Here is a 15,203-nt window from a genome sequence, read left to right as displayed (position 1 = left end):
GCGCGTAACAGGGCGGCCGACGGACCGGCCGGGCGCGTGACCGGCCGGGCGCGCGCGGGAGCCGCCGCCCCCACGGGGGCGGCGGCGTTCACGCGGAGGTCCTGCCCGGCCCTACGGGGCCCGTGTGCCGTCCGCGCCGGGGGCGGCCGGCTCGGGGGCTTCCTCGAAGTCCACCCGGCCCATGTGCCGGTTCATGGACTTCATCAGGGCCCACACGCCGACGGCGAGGGCCGCGAACACGACGAAGCCGAGGAGGCCGGGCGTCACCTTGTTCTTGTCGAAGGTGTCACCCGCCAGCGGAAGGAGCTGGGTCAGTGCTGCCTGCGTAGCGCTCATAGCTACGCATTCTCCCGGATGCCCGCGAAGAGGTCGGACTCGGGGAGGGAAGTGTCGACGAGCGACTTCGCGAGCTCGTACTCCTCGGTGGGCCAGACCTCCTTCTGGATGTCCATCGGGACGCGGAACCAGCCGCCGTCCGGGTCGATCTGCGTGGCGTGCGCGATGAGCGCCTTGTCACGGATCTCGAAGAAGTCGGCGCAGGGCACGTGGGTGGTCAGGGTCCGCTCCTTGCGCTCGAACTCCTTCCACCGCTCCAGCCACTCCCCGTAGGGGGACTCCAGGCCGCGCGCGAGCAGCGCCTCGTGGAGGGCGATGGTGCGCGGCTTGTTGAAGCCCTGGTTGTAGTAGAGCTTCTGCGGCTGGTAGGCCGGGCCGTACTCGCTCTCCGGGTACTTCTCGGTGTCGGCCGCGCTGTCGAAGGCCAGCATGGAGATCGTGTGGGTCATGATGTGGTCGGGGTGCGGGTAGCCCCCGTTCTCGTCGTAGGTGGTGATGACCTGCGGCTTGAACGCGCGGATCTTCTTCACCAGCTCGCCGGCGGCCTCGTGGACGTCCGCGAGCGCGAAGCAGCCCTCGGGCAGCGGGGGCAGCGGGTCGCCCTCGGGGAGACCGGAGTCCACGTAGCCGAGCCATTCCTGCTCGATGCCGAGGATGTCGCGTGCCTCGTCCATCTCCCTGGCGCGGACCTCGTGGATGTTCTCCTCGATGTACTTGTCGCCTTGGAGCTTGGGGTTCAGGATCGAGCCGCGCTCGCCACCGGTGCAGGTGACGACCAGCACGGGGATCCCCTCGGACACGTACTTGGCCATGGTGGCCGCGCCCTTGCTCGACTCGTCGTCGGGGTGGGCGTGGACGGCCATCAGTCGAAGCTGCTCGGTCAAAACAGGATCCTCTGCGATTCGGCGCGACACTCAGCTCCTATAGTGACCGAACTGGGGGGCGGAAAATTCCAGGGGTGACCGAGCCGTCCCCGGCGAGAGGAACGATCATGAGCGCGGTGCGCGAGGGACTGCCCGAGGGCCGGTACGGCCGGTCGGCGGACGAGCGTGCGGACCGGAAGCTCAAGATCATCGGATCGGTGCTGGGCGTGGCGCTGCTGGGCGTGGTCGGCTGGATCGGCTGGGACTACGTCGCGGGACAGAGCGTGAGCGCCGAGGTGATCAAGTTCCAGGTGATTTCGGACACCGAGGTGAAGGTTCACCTGGAGGTCCGCAAGGACTCCTCGGTCACCGGGGTCTGCTCGCTGAGCTCCCAGAACGAGGCGCACGCCGAGGTGGGCCGCGCCGACTTCACCTTCGCCCAGGACCGGTCCAGGGTGGACGAGATCGTCACCCTGAAGACCACCGGCCGGGCCACGATGATCGAGCTGATCGGCTGCCAGTCGGCGCCTTCCGCCGGCTGAGGTCCGCAGAGGGTTGAAGTGGCGCCTCACGAGGCAATGAGCCTCTGGGGTCCTCCCCCTTTTCTTCCCGAATTGTTAGGCTCGTGGTTTCGTCCGCCGACGGCGGCCTGTAGTCCCCTGTACCGACGAGGAGCACCCGTGACCCAGACGAGCGAAAGCGTCACCTGGCTGACCCAGGCGGCGTACGACCAGCTGAAGGCGGAGCTGGACTACCTCTCTGGTCCCGCCCGCACGGAGATCGCCACCAAGATCGCAGCCGCCCGCGAGGAGGGCGACCTGCGTGAGAACGGCGGCTACCACGCGGCGAAGGAGGAGCAGGGCAAGCAGGAGCTCCGGGTCCGCCAGCTCACGCAGCTCCTGGAGAACGCCAAGGTCGGCACCGCGCCCGCGTCCGACGGCGTGGTGGCCCCCGGCACGCTCGTCAAGATCGCCTTCGACGGCGACGAGGACGACACCATGGAGTTCCTGCTGGCCTCGCGCGAGTACGCGTCCTCGGACTTCGAGACGTACTCCCCCCAGTCCCCGCTGGGCAGCGGTGTGCTGGGCAAGGCGATCGGCGAGGACGCCGAGTACGAGCTGCCGAACGGCAAGAAGGCCTCGGTCAAGATCCTGGACGTCAAGCCCTTCACCGGCTGATCACCCTCGGTCACCGTTTTTCGTGACCGAGCGGAGCGCGATGCCCGGCCGGACTCTCCCGGCCGGGCATCGCGCGTTCCGGGTCGGGTCTCAGCCGTCCGCCCCGCGGTACTTGCGGACCGCGAGCGTGCGGAAGAGCAGAATGATCAGGGCCGACCAGATCAGCGAGGCCCAGACCGGGTGGACCATCGGCCAGGCGTCGGACGGGGAGACGCCCGGGTTCCCGAAGAGCTCGCGGCAGGCCTGGACGGTGGCGCTGAACGGGTTCCACTCGGCGATGGGCTGGAGCCAGCTCGCCATGTTCTCCGTGGGGACGAACGCGTTGGAGATGAACGTGACGGGGAACAGCCAGATCAGTCCGCCCGAGGTGGCCGCCTCCGGAGTCCGTACGGACAGCCCGATCAGGGCACCGATCCAGGAGAACGCGTACCCGAGCAGGAGCAGCAGGGCGAAGCCGGCCAGCACCTCGCCGGCGCTGGTGTGGGTGCGCCAGCCGACGAGCAGGGCGACCATCGCCAGCACCACCATGGTCAGGGCCGTCTGCATCAGGTCCGCCAGGGTGCGGCCGGTCAACACGGCGCCACGGGCCATGGGCAGCGACCGGAAGCGGTCGATCAGCCCCTTGTGCATGTCGTCGGCGATGCCCGCGCCGGCGCCCGCGGTGGCGAAGGTGACGGTCTGGGCGAAGATGCCGGCCATCAGGAAGTTCCGGTAGTCGCTGGCGCTGGTCGAGCCGCCGATCATCATCGAGCCGCCGAAGACGAAGCTGAACAGCACCACGAACATGACCGGCTGGATCAACCCGAAGATCAACATCTCGGGAATCCTGCTGAGCCTGATGACGTTCCTCTTGGCGATCACCAGGGAGTCGTTCACGCTCTGGACGACTCCGCCGCGCGGACGGGGCGCCGCGAGTTCGCGGTGCGGGGAGGCGCCCGGGGTCGGGGAGGTGAGGGTCACTTCGCCACCTCCTTGCGGGCCGCCTTGCGGTCCTTGGCGCCGGGAGCGGCCGGCGTGTCGCCGTTCTCGTCCGCGGTGCGTTCCGCGGCGTGCCCGGTCAGGGAGATGAACACGTCGTCGAGGGTGGGACGGCGCAGGCCTATGTCGTCGATCTCGATGCCCCGGCCGTCGAGTTCGCGGATGACCTCGGCGAGCAGCTTGGCGCCGCCCGACACGGGCACGGTCAGTTTGCGGGTGTGCTCCTCGACCGTGGTCTCGCCCTTGCCGAAGCCGGCGAGCACCTCGCGCGCGGTGGTGATGTGCTGCCGCTCGTGGACGACGACCTCCACGCGCTCGCCGCCGGTACGGGCCTTGAGCTGGTCGGAGGTGCCGCGGGCGATGACCTTGCCGTGGTCGACCACGCAGATGTCGTGCGCGAGGTGGTCGGCCTCCTCCAGGTACTGGGTGGTCAGGAGCAGGGTGGTGCCGCCTGCGACCAGTTCCTGGATGATGCCCCACAGCTGCTGGCGGTTGCGGGGGTCGAGTCCGGTGGTCGGCTCGTCCATGAACATCACGGGCGGGCTGACGACGAGGGCGGCCGCGAGGTCCAGGCGCCTGCGCATGCCGCCGGAGTACGTCTTGGCGGTGCGGTCCGCCGCGTCGGAGAGGTTGAAGCGTTCGAGGAGCTCGGTGGCCCGGGCCTTGGCCGCCTTGGCCTTCATCTGGTAGAGCTGGCCGACCATCTGGAGGTTCTCGCGGCCGGTCAGGTACTCGTCGACGGCCGCGAACTGGCCGGACAGGCCGATGGCCCGCCGGACCTCGTTGGGGTGCTTGAGCACGTCTGTGCCCGCGACGACGGCCTTTCCGCTGTCGGGCCGCAGGAGGGTGGTCAGGACACGTACGGTCGTGGTCTTGCCCGCGCCGTTCGGGCCGAGCAGACCCAGGACGGTGCCTTCGGGGACATCGAGGTCCACGCCGTCGAGAGCCCGTACATCGCCGAAGGTCTTGACCAGACCTTCGGCGTAGATAGCGCCTGGCATATGGATTCTCCCAGTGAATCGGGCCAGTAGAATCAGGATGTTCAGGGCATTTCTAGGCAAATCCTATGGGTGCCGGGCAGGTCCTGCTCGGCCGAACGGGGGATGTCCCGGGACGGCCGTGAAGTCGGGGACGTCCCCTGGGGGTGTCCGCCTAGCTCATCACCTTGTATCCCGCGCCGTGCAGGGAACGCGCGACTTCCGCGCAGTGCTCCGGGCCCTTCGTCTCCAGGTGCAGCTCCACCTCCACCTCCGTGAGCCCCAGCCGCGGGTCGGTCCGCATATGGCTCACGTCCAACACGTTCGCATCCACCACTGACAACACCGCCAGGAGCCCCGCCAGGGCGCCCGGCCGGTCGGCCACGCGCAGCCTCAGGGACAGGTACCGGCCCGCCGCCGCCATGCCGTGCCGCAGGATCCGCTGGAGCAGCAGCGGATCGACGTTCCCGCCGGACAGGACGGCCACCACCGGTCCGCCGCCGTACAGTTCGGGTTCGGCGAGCAGGGCCGCGACCGGACTGCACCCGGCCGGTTCGACCACCAGCTTGGCCCGCTCCAGGCACAGCAGCAGGGCGCTGGACAGGGCGTCCTCGGAGACCGTACGGACGTCGTCGACGAGCTCGGCGATGATGTTGAAGGGGACGTCGCCGGGGCGGCCGACCTTGATCCCGTCGGCCATCGTCATCGGTTCGTCGACCGAGACCGGGTGCCCGGCCCTGAGCGAAGGCGGGTACGCGGCCGCGCCCGCCGCCTGCACCCCGATGACCCGCACGTCCGGCCGCAGCGCCTTCACGGCGACCGCGACACCGGCCGCGAGACCGCCGCCGCCGATCCCGACGAGGATGGTCCGCACCTCCGGGCACTGTTCCAGGATCTCCAGGCCGACCGTGCCCTGGCCCGCGATGACGTCGCGGTGGTCGAAGGGGTGGATGAACACCGCGCCGGTGCGGTCCGCGTACTCCTGGGCCGCCAGGAAGGTCTCGTCGACGACCTGCCCGTGCAGGCGTACGTCGGCTCCGTAGTCCTGGGTCGCGGCCACCTTCGGCAGCGGCGCCCCGACCGGCATGAACACGGTCGAGCGGACCCCGAGCAGCGAGGAGGCCAGCGCCACGCCCTGGGCGTGGTTGCCCGCGCTCGCGGCGACGACACCGGCGGCCCGCTGCTCGGGGCGCAGGCCGGCGATGCGTACGTAGGCGCCGCGGAGCTTGAAGGAGCCGGTGCGCTGGAGGTTCTCGCACTTGAGGTGGACCGGGGAGCCGGTGAGCGCGGAGAGGTGCCGGCTGCCCTCCATGGCGGTGACCCGCGAGACGCCCGACAGCATCTTCTGGGCCCCCCGGACGTCGTCGAGGATGACCTGGGGGACGGGCTGGGGCACACGGTAGTTCATGCCGCCAGTCTCGCAGCCCCGGCGGGAGCGGGCTCCGTGCCGCGGACGGGAACGCCGCGGAGGGTGCGGACGGGGACGCGGGAGGGGGCGCGGGCGGGGACGCAGGAGGGCGTACGGAAAGAGGCGCGGGAGAGTGCGCGGGAGGGGCGATATCTCGCCATCCGGGACACCGGCGGCGCGGGGGGCCGAACCGGCCGCACCAGTTCTCGTACGAGGCGTACGAGCCGCCGCACGGCCGCGTACTCTGTCCCCCAACCTTGTCGGACCCACGCGAAGAGAGCCCACGGCCATGCCTTCCACCCCGGCCAATTCCGATCTGCCCGCGGCGCCCGAAGCGCCCGCCGGAGCCGGTCTCCTCGACGCGCTCCAGCACCAGGTGGCGGTCTTCGCCCGCCGTGCCGAGCAGACCCGTCTGGGCGGTGTGGGCCAGGCCCGCAACTCGATGGACCGCGCCGCCTACCTGCTGCTGAACCGGCTCGACCTGGAAGGCCCGATGGGCGTGAAGGCGCTCGCCGGCGGCATGGGGATCGACTCCTCCACGGTGACCCGGCAGGTCGCGCCGCTGGTCGACAGCGGTCTGGTCAAGCGGACCTCCCACCCCGAGGACGGACGGGCTGTGGTGCTCGCGCTGTCCCAGCGGGGGCTGGCCCGGCTGGAGGAGGTCCGCTCCTCTCGGCGCGAGCTGATGGCCCGGGTGACGGAGGGCTGGAGCGAGGGCGAGCGGGAGTCCTTCACCGGTCTGCTGACCCGCTTCAACCTTTCGCTGTCGGAGCTCATGGCAGCCGTGGCCGAAGCCGGCCCCGCTTCCTGAGCGGAGTCCGTCCTCCCTATTGACCGGGACGGCCCCGCTGGCCGCACTATGTGGACTATGCGGGTGGTTGATCAACAGGTGGGCTCCTACGCGGAGTTCGAAGCCTTCGTCGCGGGCGCGGCCGGGCGTCTCCTGCATGTCGCACTGCTGCTGACCGGTGAACGGGAGTCGGCCCGGCGGCTGCTGGGGGGCGCGCTGGCCCGGACGTACGCGCACTGGCGGCGCCTGCGCGGGGACGATCCGTACGACTTCACCCGCCAGGAGCTGTGCCGGGCCTTCGCCCGGACCGGCTGGCGCCATCACGGCGGCGCCGGTGTGCTGGCGCGGCTGAGCCCGCCGGAGCGGCTCGTGCTCGTCCTGCGGCTCTACGAGGGGGTCGCGGAGGAAGTCACGGCGGCGCAGCTCGGGATGCCGGTGGAGCGGGTACGGGTCCTGTGCAACCGGGCCGTGGAGGCCCTGCGGAACCGGGAAGCGGCGTGAGCGGGCTCCCCGACCGGAAGGAAGCCCAGGTCAGACGGCTTCTGGAGGGCCCGTACCCGCCGGTGCCGACGGGGCTCGCGGCGGGTGCGGCGGCGCGGGGCGACCGGCTCCTGCGCCGGCGGCGGGCCCTGCGCAGGTTCGGCTGGGCCGTGCTCTTCGCTGCCGCGGTGGCCTTCGTGGTGTGGGCTTCGCTGACCCGCCCCTGGGCCACGCCGCCGAGCGGCATCTCCCCACCCCTGGAGGGCTGGTAACCCCGGCTCCGCAGGGCCCGTTCCAGCCCCGCCGGGCCGTCTCCAGCCCCTCCGGTGTTTGAGGAGCGGGTCCGGGCGGAGCCCGGTGCCCGGCGGAGCCCGGTGCCCGGCGGAGCCGGGTCTCCTGGGGCGCCGCCCCAGACCCCGCGCCTCAAACGCCGGCGGGGCTGGAGACGGCCCGGCCGAGGCGCAAACCCCGCCGGCGAAGCTGGACGTGGCGCGGCGCAGCCGGGAAGGGGGCGGCGCAGCCGGGAAGGGGGCGGCGCAGCCGGGAAGGGGGCGGCGCAGCCGGGAAGGGGGCGGCGCAGCCGGGAAGGCCGCCGGGCCCGGGTGGGCCCGGCGGCCGGGTGGGTTAGCCCAGGGCCTGGGTCAGGTCCGCCACGAGGTCGTCGGCGTTCTCGATGCCCGTCGACAGACGGATCAGGTCCGCCGGGACCTCCAGGGCCGAGCCGGCCACCGACGCGTGCGTCATGCGGCCCGGGTGCTCGATCAGGGACTCGACGCCGCCCAGGGACTCGGCGAGGGTGAAGATCTTGGTGCGGGCGCAGACCGCGAGGGCCTCTTCCTCGCCGCCGGCGACCTGGAAGGAGACCATGCCGCCGAAGTTGCGCATCTGCTTGGCGGCGATCTCGTGACCCGGGTGCTCGGGCAGGCCCGGGTAGTAGATCTTGGTGACCTTCGGGTGCCGCTGGAGCACCTCGACGATCTTGGCCGCGTTCTCCGCGTGCCGGTCCATGCGCACGGCCAGGGTCTTGATGCCCCGCAGCACGACCCACGAGTCGAACGGTCCGGCCACCGCGCCCATCGCGTTCTGGTGGTAGGCCAGCTCCGCGCCCAGCTCCTCGTCGGCCGTGATCAGCGCGCCGCCGACCACGTCGGAGTGCCCGCCCATGTACTTGGTCAGCGAGTGCACGACCACGTCCGCGCCCAGCGACAGCGGCTGCTGGAGGTAGGGCGAGGCGAAGGTGTTGTCCACGACCAGCTTGGCGCCGGCCGTCCGCGCGATGTCGGCGACGACGGCGATGTCGGTGATGCCGAGCAGCGGGTTGGAGGGGGTCTCGACCCAGATGACCTTCGTCTTCGGGGTGAGGGCGGCCCGTACGGACTCGGCGTCGGAGGTGTCGGCCACCGACCACTCCACGCCCCAGCGGGAGACGACCTTCGCGAAGAGGCGGAAGGTGCCGCCGTACGCGTCGTTCGGGATGACCACGTGGTCGCCCGGGGCGAGCAGCGTGCGCAGCAGGCAGTCCTCGGCGGCGAGTCCGGACGCGAAGGCGAGACCGCGACGGCCGCCTTCCAGGGCCGCGAGGTTCTCCTCCAGCGCGGTGCGGGTCGGGTTGGCGCTGCGGCTGTATTCGTAACCGCCGCGGAACCCTCCCACGCCGTCCTGCTTGAAAGTGGAAACCTGGTAGATGGGGGGTACGACCGCGCCGGTCAGCGGGTCCGCTTTGTTGCCCGCGTGGATCGCGCGGGTCTCGAAGCTCTGGTGCTCGTGGCTGTCGTCGCTCATGGTCCGATGCTATGCCCGCCCAGGGCCGGACGGGCCCCCTATTGGCCTGCTTCGCACTCGGTCTGGTTCGCTGGAGGCATGGAGATTCTGTGGTTCGTGTTCGCGATGCTCATGATCGTGTTCATCGTCGGTCCGTACATCCGCCGCCGGCACGGCGGTATCCGCCTGGTCACGCCGGACAGCCCCGACGCCGCCGACCCCGCGGACTACGGATTCGACCCGCAGGAAGAGCTCGACATCCGCGTCCCGGGGCCCGACCAGGACCTGATGGACGCCCTGGACAACGTACGGCTCACCGGCCGGTGGCAGGCGGCCTCGCAGCTGCTCGCCGGGACCCCTCGGGAGGGCGAGCAGCGCTGGCAGCGCGTACAGGCCTTCGGCGGGGCCGCGGCCCTGGAGCTGATGGCGCAGCCCGGGGCGGGCGCGCAGTGGCTGAAGGCGTGGCGGCTGGAGGCGGAGGAGGACCCGGGCGGCGCGCAGGTGCACGCGGAGCTGCTGGTGCAGCAGGCGTGGCGGCAGTCGGGCGGGGTGGGTTCCGAGGACCACCGGATCATCCTGGAGGAGGCCCGGGAGGCGTGCCGCAAGGCTGCGCTGCTGGCTCCGCAGGACCCGGTCCCGTACATCACGGAGCTGGCGATCGCGCGGGGACTGGCGTACCCGGAGGCGGAGTTCGACGAGCTGTGGGCGAAGGTCGTCGACCGGGCGCCGCAGCACATGGGCGCCCACCTCGCGGCGCTGCACTACTGGGGCGCGCAGTGGCACGGCTCGCGGGAGAAGGCCGACGCCTTCGCGCACGCGGCCGCGGCGCGTGCCCCGCAGGGTTCGCTGCTGGCGGCGCTGCCGATGTTCGCGCTGCGTGAGAACCAGCCGGACATCGTGCTGAGCCCGGGCTTCTACCGGGGCGCGGTCGTCACGCGGGCGGTGGCGGGTGCCCTGTACGCGGTGCAGACGGCACGGCAGGACGACCCGATGGTGGCGCACGTACGGCACCTGCTGCTGATGTTCCTGGTCTGCATGGAGCGGTGGGCGGAGGCGATGGAGCAGGTGCGGCACGTGGACGGGTACGTGGGCGCGCTGCCGTGGTCGGAGGCGGAGAACCCGGCTGCGGCGTACGCGGTGTACCGGGCGATGGCGGTGGCGGGGTACGAGGCGAACGGCGGCTCGCCGGCGACGCTGGCGGGGTAGTCCGCCTCTTCCCCGGGCCGGTCGCCGTAGTGCCGCCGGGCGGGTCGCCGAACTGGCTCCGGGCCGGTCGCCGACGTGCCTCCGGGCGGGGTCGCCGTCGTGCCTCCGGGCGGGGTCGCCGTCGTGCTTGCGGGCGGGGTCGCCGTCGTGCCTGCGGGCCGGGCGGCGGCCCGCCCGCCCCGGGGGCCCCGCCGCGTGTCCCCACCCCACGGGACGGGCCTCGACGTGGGCCAATAAAGTTGCCGTAAGTAATCACAGGCCGCATGATGCGGCGGTGGCGGCCTTCTGCCCTGCCACCGACTCCGGCACACCGCTTTCATCCCGTGGGGGGATCTGTCCATATGGGCGCATCACTGCGCGCCTTGCGCGCCCTCGTCCTGCTCGCAGGCTTCTATCTGCTCGGCGTGTTCCTGCTGGCCGCCCTCGGCGCCATCGACTACGCCGTCGTCACCAACCTGCACGGCCCGATCGTGGCCAAGCTGGTCCTCGCCTCCCTGGTCCTGACCGTCCCGATCGTCCGCGGCATGTTCATGCTGCGCACCCCCAAGGGCGAGCCCCCGGCCGGTGTGACGGTCGGGGAGGCGCAGGAGCCCGAGCTGTGGGCCGTCGTGCGTGACATCGCGCAGCAGGTCGGTACCCGCGCCCCCGACGAGATCGTGCTGATCGACGAGGTGAACGCGGCCGTCGCCGAGGACGCGAAGCTGCTGGGCCTGCGGCCCGGCACCCGCCGCCTCTACCTCGGCCTGCCCCTGATGACGGGCCTGGACGAGATGCAGCTGCGCGCCGTGCTCGCCCACGAGATGGGTCACTACGCCAACTTCGACACCCGTCTCACGCCGCTGATCGCCCGCGGCCGCGCGCAGCTGATCCGCACCATCGGCTACTTCCACGACCGCGCCGACAAGAAGGTCGCCAAGGAGCGCGTGAAGCAGGAGCGCAAGGACGAGAAGCGGATCGCCAAGGGCAAGAAGGCCAAGGGCGTCGACACCTCGGGCGAGGGTGCGATGTACCGCGCCATGGCCAAGATCTACATCGGGTACGGCAACTTCTACATGCGGGCCACCCGCTCCACCTCCCGCCGCCAGGAGCTCGCCGCCGACCTCGCGTCGGTCCGGGTCGCCGGCCGCGACTCGGCCGCGTCCGCGCTGCGCGAGCTGAACGCCCTGGGCTCGGCGCACGACTTCTACATGGGCTCGTACGCCACCCTCGGTGTCGGCGCCGGCCTGCTGCCCCGCCCCGGCGAGGTCTTCGGCGGCCTGCGCCGGCTCCTGGACGCGCGGTCGGCCGAGCTGGACGAGCTGCGCCAGGAACTGTCGACCGAGCCCACCTCCCCCTACGACTCCCACCCGGCGCTCGCCGAGCGCGTGGCCCGCATCGAGGCCCTGCCCGACGACGGCCGCGCCGGGCAGGCCGCCCGGCCGGCCCTGGAGCTGCTGGCCGACGCCGGTACGGCGCTGGCCGCGCTGGAGCAGGCCGTGCTCACCCCGGAGGCGCTCGCCCTCAAGCGGCTCGACTGGGAGGACCTCGTCCACGAGTCCATGACCCTGTACGTCGGCCAGGGCGCGGAGGACGTCCGCGAGGCGTTCGCCGCCGAGGGCGCCGGCCCCGGGCTCGACGCCGTGCTGGACGCGTTCGACGCCGACCCGGCGGTGCGCTGGCGCATCGCCGACCGGTTCCCGAAGTCGGAAGAGGCGCAGGCCGCCACCGGCCGCACGGCCCGTGAGTTCGCCCGCCCGGTCGTCCGGCGGGCGCTGAACCAGCTGGTCACCGTCGAGCTGACGGCCCGCGGCGCCGCCCGCTGGCAGCTGTCCTGGTCCGACTCGGCCGCTCTGCGCTACCCGGCCGACGGCTTCGAGGACCGTCTGGGCGCCGCCCTGGACGCGGCCGTCGCCGACCTGCCGGAGACCGAATCCCTGCGAAAGCTGGTGCTTGCCCCGTGATCGGCCTGTACATCCTGGGCGCCGTGCTGCTGTTCGGCGCGTTCAAGTTCCTGCGGGGCGTCTACTTCATCCGCAAGGCGAAGCGGCTGGAGGCGGAGATCGCCGTCATCGAGGGCCGGACCGAGGCCCTGAACGCCGAAACCGAGGCGATCGAGGCCGAGGAGAAGGCCGGGAAGGCGGCCGCGGTCGTCGCTCTGGGGTTCGTGGCCGAAGCCGACCTGGACACCGAGAACGCCGCTCCGGTGCCGCCGGAGCAGACCGCCGTCCTGGAGGCGGTCCGGTCGGGCGACTGGGAGGCGGCAGCCGCCTACGTCGAGGCGGCCGGGAAGAACTGGCACGAGCGCATGGAGCGGGTCCGCCCGCTGGCCGAGGAGGCCGCCGAGGACGACGCGTGGCTGCTGGCCTGGCGTGCGGCGCGGCCCACGGACCCGACGGCGGCCCTGGTCGACGCCGACACCGCGATCCAGGTGGCGTGGAACGTGCGCGGCTCCCAGTCGGGCAGCCGCACCACGCAGGAGCAGTTCCGGCTCTTCCGCGATCTGCTGGTCAAGGCGCAGGAGGCCGCCCACGCGGCCCAGCGCCTCGCCGACCCGGCGGACCCGACCCCGTACATCGTGGAGCAGCCGATCGGGCAGGGCCTGGGCTACTCGCACGAGCGGTACCGCGACCTGTGGGCGAAGATCGTCGAGCGCGATCCGAAGGTGCTGTGGGCGCACGTCAGCGCACTGCAGTACTGGTGCCAGAAGTGGCGCGGCTCGCACGAGCTGGCGCTGGCCTTCGCGCGAGAGTCGGCGGCTGCCGGGGAGCCCGGTGAGCTGTTCTCGCGGCTGCCGCTGATCGCGTACTTCGAGCAGGAGACGCACGAGGACGACCTGGCCGCGGAGACGTTCTTCAAGGAGCCGGAGATCGTCGCGGCGGTGGACGCGGCGCTGCTGGACCTGGCGGCTGCGGGCGACGACCACCCGGGGACGACGGGCATGCGGCACATCCTGGCGTACCTGCTCTTCTGGCAGGACCGTGACGCCGAGGCCGTCGAGCAGTTCCGGTACATCGACGGGTACATCGGCTGCCTGCCGTGGTCCTACGCGGGCTCGCCGAAGCGCCGGTACCTGTACGCCCGGGACTGGGCGGTGGGCGTGACCACGCCGGGTCTCTGACCGGTGCGGGGACGGAGGGCGGGCCGGGGAATCCCGGCCCGCCCTCCGCACGTTGTCACTCCCACAAGGAGGCGATCCATGTTCTCGTACCGCCGTACGCCCGAGCTCCCCACCCGCGAGGAGGCCCTGACGGGCCGCGCGGAGCCGCTGTTCGCCGTGCCCGACCGGCACACCGTGCTGGGCAACCCGCTGTCCGGCCCCTACCCCGCGCACCTGGAAGTCGCCGACTTCGGTCTGGGCTGTTTCTGGGGTGCGGAGCGCAAGTTCTGGCAGACCCCCGGGGTCTGGACCACGCTGGCCGGCTACCAGGGCGGCTTCACCGAGAATCCGACCTACGAGGAGGTCTGCTCGGGTCTGACCGGTCACACCGAGGTGGTCCGCGTGGTCTTCGACCCGTCCCAGGTCTCCTACGCCGCCCTGCTGAAGGTGTTCTGGGAGTCCCACGACCCCACCCAGGGCTTCCGCCAGGGCAACGACGTCGGCACCCAGTACCGCTCGGCGGTCTACACCCACTCCCCCGAGCAGCAGGAGACGGCGGAGGCCTCCCGCGCCGCCTACCAGGAGGTCCTGGCCTCCTCGGGCTACGGCCCGATCACCACGGCGGTGCTGCCGGCCGCGGAGCGCCCCTTCTGGCCCGCGGAGGCACCCCACCAGCAGTACCTGGACAAGAACCCGGGCGGCTACTGCGGCATCGGCGGCACGGGCGTGGCCTGCCCGATCGGCGTGGCCAAGGCCCCCGGGGCGTGAGCGACCGCGTGGTCGTACGCGTCGCCGGCCCGTCGCCGGCACCGCGTACGAGGGCCTGACCGCCTCTTGGGTGCGCTGACCGGGCCCGGTCTCCCCGCGCGGGGGACCGGGCCGGCCGGGCCGCTCCGGGTCAGATCGTCGAGGCGTCGATCACGAAGCGGTAGCGCACGTCGCTCGCCAGCACCCGCTCGTACGCCTCGTTGATCTGCCCGGCGGCGATCAGCTCGATCTCCGAGCCCAGTCCGTGCTCGGCGCAGAAGTCCAGCATCTCCTGGGTCTCGGCGATCCCGCCGATCATCGATCCGGCGAGGGTCTTGCGGCCGCCGATGACGGAGAACAGGTTGAGGGCGACGGGTTCCTCCGGGGCGCCGACGTTCACCAGTGCGCCGTCGACCTTCAGCAGGCCCAGGTAGGCGTCCAGGCCGAGCGGGGCGGAGACGGTGGACAGGATCAGGTCGAAGCGGCCGGCCAGTTCCTCGAAGGTGGCCTCGTCGCCGGTGGCGTGGAAGTGGGTGGCGCCCAGCTTCAGGCCGTCCTCCCGCTTGCGCAGGGTCTGCGACAGGACGGTGACCTCCGCGCCGAGCGCGTGCGCGATCTTCACGCCGAGGTGGCCGAGGCCGCCGAGGCCGACGACCGCGACCTTCTTGCCGGGGCCCGCCTGCCAGTGCTTCAGCGGCGAGTAGAGGGTGATGCCGGCGCACAGCAGCGGGGCGGCGACGTCGAGGCCGAGGCCGTCGGGGATGCGCACGGTGTACTTCTCGTCGACGACGAGGTGGGTGGAGTAACCGCCGTACGTGGGCTCGCCGTTGCGGTCGAGGGCGTTGTAGGTGCCGGTCATGCCCTCGGCGCAGAACTGTTCCTGGCCGCGCAGGCAGTACGCGCAGCGGCGGCAGGAGTCGACGAAGCAGCCGACGCCGACCCGGTCCCCGACGGAGAACCGGGTGACGGACGGGCCGACTTCGCAGACGACCCCGGCGATCTCGTGGCCGGGGACCATCGGGTAGATGCCCTCGCCCCAGCCGTCGCGCACCTGGTGGATGTCGGAGTGGCAGATGCCGGAGTACTTGATGTCGATGAGGACGTCGTGCTCGCCGACGGGACGGCGCGTGATGGTGGTGCGCTCCAGCGGGGCCTTGGCCGCGGGGGCGGCGTAGGCGGCGACCCGAGTGCCCCGGGGGGTGTGGGCGCCGATGGCGGCCTGCGTCGAACGGGCGGTCTGGGTGGCGGACATGGGTGTGCTCCTCGAACGGGGTCGTGCCTCTGCGGTGGCCCCCACGCTGCCGGTTCGTCCGGAAGGCAGCCATCCCCCTGTCCTGCCTACGCCTGGCGAACCTACTCCTGGCGGGGTCAGGCTCACGCCTGCACCGCGGCGCGCCGCCCGG

The 15,203-nt window shown here is 71.9% G+C and carries 16 protein-coding genes; 9 read left to right on the top strand and 7 right to left on the bottom strand.

Features of this window, described 5'->3' with window-relative positions:
- Positions 1–111: 111 nt before the first annotated feature.
- Positions 112–336 carry a hypothetical protein gene (locus tag DEJ51_RS20990; protein WP_150258948.1) on the bottom strand — a complete coding sequence of 75 codons (225 nt, stop codon included), beginning with the start codon at positions 334–336 and terminating at the stop codon, positions 112–114.
- 2 nt (positions 337–338) lie between these two features.
- Positions 339–1,220, bottom strand: a complete 882-nt coding sequence (gene mca, locus DEJ51_RS20985) for a mycothiol conjugate amidase Mca (RefSeq protein ID WP_150258947.1) — start codon at positions 1,218–1,220, stop codon at positions 339–341.
- Between the two features lie 107 nt (positions 1,221–1,327).
- On the opposite strand from mca, the gene DEJ51_RS20980 reads away from it, so the two are divergent.
- Positions 1,328–1,741 (top strand): DUF4307 domain-containing protein, encoded by a 414-nt coding sequence (locus tag DEJ51_RS20980; RefSeq protein WP_150258946.1) that lies wholly within the window; start codon positions 1,328–1,330, stop codon positions 1,739–1,741.
- Positions 1,742–1,879: 138 nt separating this feature from the next.
- Positions 1,880–2,377, top strand: coding sequence for a transcription elongation factor GreA (gene greA, locus DEJ51_RS20975; protein WP_030009952.1), 498 nt, complete (start codon positions 1,880–1,882; stop codon positions 2,375–2,377).
- 90 nt (positions 2,378–2,467) lie between these two features.
- Here greA and DEJ51_RS20970 read toward each other — a convergent pair whose 3' ends face one another.
- The 3 genes from DEJ51_RS20970 to ilvA form a co-directional block, all read right to left on the bottom strand.
- Positions 2,468–3,337 (bottom strand): ABC transporter permease, encoded by an 870-nt coding sequence (locus tag DEJ51_RS20970; protein ID WP_150258945.1) that lies wholly within the window; start codon positions 3,335–3,337, stop codon positions 2,468–2,470.
- Positions 3,334–4,356: an ATP-binding cassette domain-containing protein gene (locus tag DEJ51_RS20965; protein WP_150258944.1), complete on the bottom strand. Its 1,023-nt coding sequence runs from the start codon at positions 4,354–4,356 to the stop codon at positions 3,334–3,336. The genes DEJ51_RS20970 and DEJ51_RS20965 overlap by 4 nt, the downstream gene beginning before the upstream one ends.
- Positions 4,357–4,507: 151 nt before the next feature.
- Positions 4,508–5,740 carry a threonine ammonia-lyase gene (ilvA, locus tag DEJ51_RS20960; protein ID WP_150258943.1) on the bottom strand — a complete coding sequence of 411 codons (1,233 nt, stop codon included), beginning with the start codon at positions 5,738–5,740 and terminating at the stop codon, positions 4,508–4,510.
- Positions 5,741–6,029: 289 nt separating this feature from the next.
- Here ilvA and DEJ51_RS20955 point away from each other — a divergent pair, with 289 nt between their 5' ends.
- The 3 genes from DEJ51_RS20955 to DEJ51_RS20945 all read left to right on the top strand — a co-directional run bounded on the left by DEJ51_RS20955 (position 6,030) and on the right by DEJ51_RS20945 (position 7,282).
- Positions 6,030–6,551: a MarR family winged helix-turn-helix transcriptional regulator gene (locus DEJ51_RS20955; RefSeq protein ID WP_150258942.1), complete on the top strand. Its 522-nt coding sequence runs from the start codon at positions 6,030–6,032 to the stop codon at positions 6,549–6,551.
- A gap of 63 nt (positions 6,552–6,614) precedes the next feature.
- Positions 6,615–7,031: a sigma factor-like helix-turn-helix DNA-binding protein gene (locus DEJ51_RS20950; protein ID WP_317852412.1), complete on the top strand. Its 417-nt coding sequence runs from the start codon at positions 6,615–6,617 to the stop codon at positions 7,029–7,031.
- A complete protein-coding gene (locus DEJ51_RS20945) occupies positions 7,028–7,282 on the top strand; it encodes a hypothetical protein (protein WP_150258940.1) in 255 nt (84 codons plus the stop codon). Before DEJ51_RS20950 ends, DEJ51_RS20945 begins: the two co-directional genes overlap by 4 nt.
- 352 nt (positions 7,283–7,634) lie before the next feature.
- Here DEJ51_RS20945 and DEJ51_RS20940 read toward each other — a convergent pair whose 3' ends face one another.
- A complete protein-coding gene (locus DEJ51_RS20940; RefSeq protein ID WP_150258939.1) occupies positions 7,635–8,792 on the bottom strand; it encodes a cystathionine gamma-synthase in 1,158 nt (385 codons plus the stop codon).
- 78 nt (positions 8,793–8,870) lie between these two features.
- On the opposite strand from DEJ51_RS20940, the gene DEJ51_RS20935 reads away from it, so the two are divergent.
- From DEJ51_RS20935 to msrA, 4 genes are all read left to right on the top strand, one after another.
- A complete protein-coding gene (locus tag DEJ51_RS20935; protein ID WP_150258938.1) occupies positions 8,871–9,977 on the top strand; it encodes a hypothetical protein in 1,107 nt (368 codons plus the stop codon).
- A 341-nt stretch (positions 9,978–10,318) separates the two neighbouring features.
- Positions 10,319–11,917 (top strand): M48 family metallopeptidase, encoded by a 1,599-nt coding sequence (locus DEJ51_RS20930; protein ID WP_150258937.1) that lies wholly within the window; start codon positions 10,319–10,321, stop codon positions 11,915–11,917.
- The gene (locus DEJ51_RS20925; protein WP_150258936.1) at positions 11,914–13,074 is read left to right on the top strand and encodes a hypothetical protein; all 1,161 of its coding nucleotides are present in this window, start codon (positions 11,914–11,916) and stop codon (positions 13,072–13,074) included. Before DEJ51_RS20930 ends, DEJ51_RS20925 begins: the two co-directional genes overlap by 4 nt.
- A gap of 78 nt (positions 13,075–13,152) precedes the next feature.
- Complete coding sequence (gene msrA, locus DEJ51_RS20920; protein ID WP_150258935.1) at positions 13,153–13,821, top strand: peptide-methionine (S)-S-oxide reductase MsrA; 669 nt, start codon at positions 13,153–13,155, stop codon at positions 13,819–13,821.
- A gap of 130 nt (positions 13,822–13,951) precedes the next feature.
- On the opposite strand, the gene DEJ51_RS20915 is transcribed toward msrA, so the two are convergent.
- On the bottom strand, positions 13,952–15,052 hold the full coding sequence (locus tag DEJ51_RS20915) for an NAD(P)-dependent alcohol dehydrogenase (RefSeq protein ID WP_150258934.1): 1,101 nt from the start codon (positions 15,050–15,052) through the stop codon (positions 13,952–13,954).
- Positions 15,053–15,203 lie beyond the last annotated feature (151 nt).

Source organism: Streptomyces venezuelae, assembly GCF_008642275.1.
In the GTDB taxonomy this organism is placed as follows: Bacteria; Actinomycetota; Actinomycetes; order Streptomycetales; family Streptomycetaceae; genus Streptomyces; species Streptomyces venezuelae_E.
This window is presented reverse-complemented; position numbering and strand designations above follow the sequence as displayed.

Coding starts and splice junctions, on each gene's coding strand:
- DEJ51_RS20990 (WP_150258948.1), bottom strand. CDS start 336: ATGAGCGCTACGCAGGCAGCACTGACCCAGCTCCTTCCGCTGGCGGGT.
- DEJ51_RS20980 (WP_150258946.1), top strand. CDS start 1,328: ATGAGCGCGGTGCGCGAGGGACTGCCCGAGGGCCGGTACGGCCGGTCG.
- DEJ51_RS20965 (WP_150258944.1), bottom strand. CDS start 4,356: ATGCCAGGCGCTATCTACGCCGAAGGTCTGGTCAAGACCTTCGGCGAT.
- ilvA (WP_150258943.1), bottom strand. CDS start 5,740: ATGAACTACCGTGTGCCCCAGCCCGTCCCCCAGGTCATCCTCGACGAC.
- DEJ51_RS20955 (WP_150258942.1), top strand. CDS start 6,030: ATGCCTTCCACCCCGGCCAATTCCGATCTGCCCGCGGCGCCCGAAGCG.
- DEJ51_RS20940 (WP_150258939.1), bottom strand. CDS start 8,792: ATGAGCGACGACAGCCACGAGCACCAGAGCTTCGAGACCCGCGCGATC.
- DEJ51_RS20935 (WP_150258938.1), top strand. CDS start 8,871: ATGGAGATTCTGTGGTTCGTGTTCGCGATGCTCATGATCGTGTTCATC.
- DEJ51_RS20930 (WP_150258937.1), top strand. CDS start 10,319: ATGGGCGCATCACTGCGCGCCTTGCGCGCCCTCGTCCTGCTCGCAGGC.
- msrA (WP_150258935.1), top strand. CDS start 13,153: ATGTTCTCGTACCGCCGTACGCCCGAGCTCCCCACCCGCGAGGAGGCC.
- DEJ51_RS20915 (WP_150258934.1), bottom strand. CDS start 15,052: ATGTCCGCCACCCAGACCGCCCGTTCGACGCAGGCCGCCATCGGCGCC.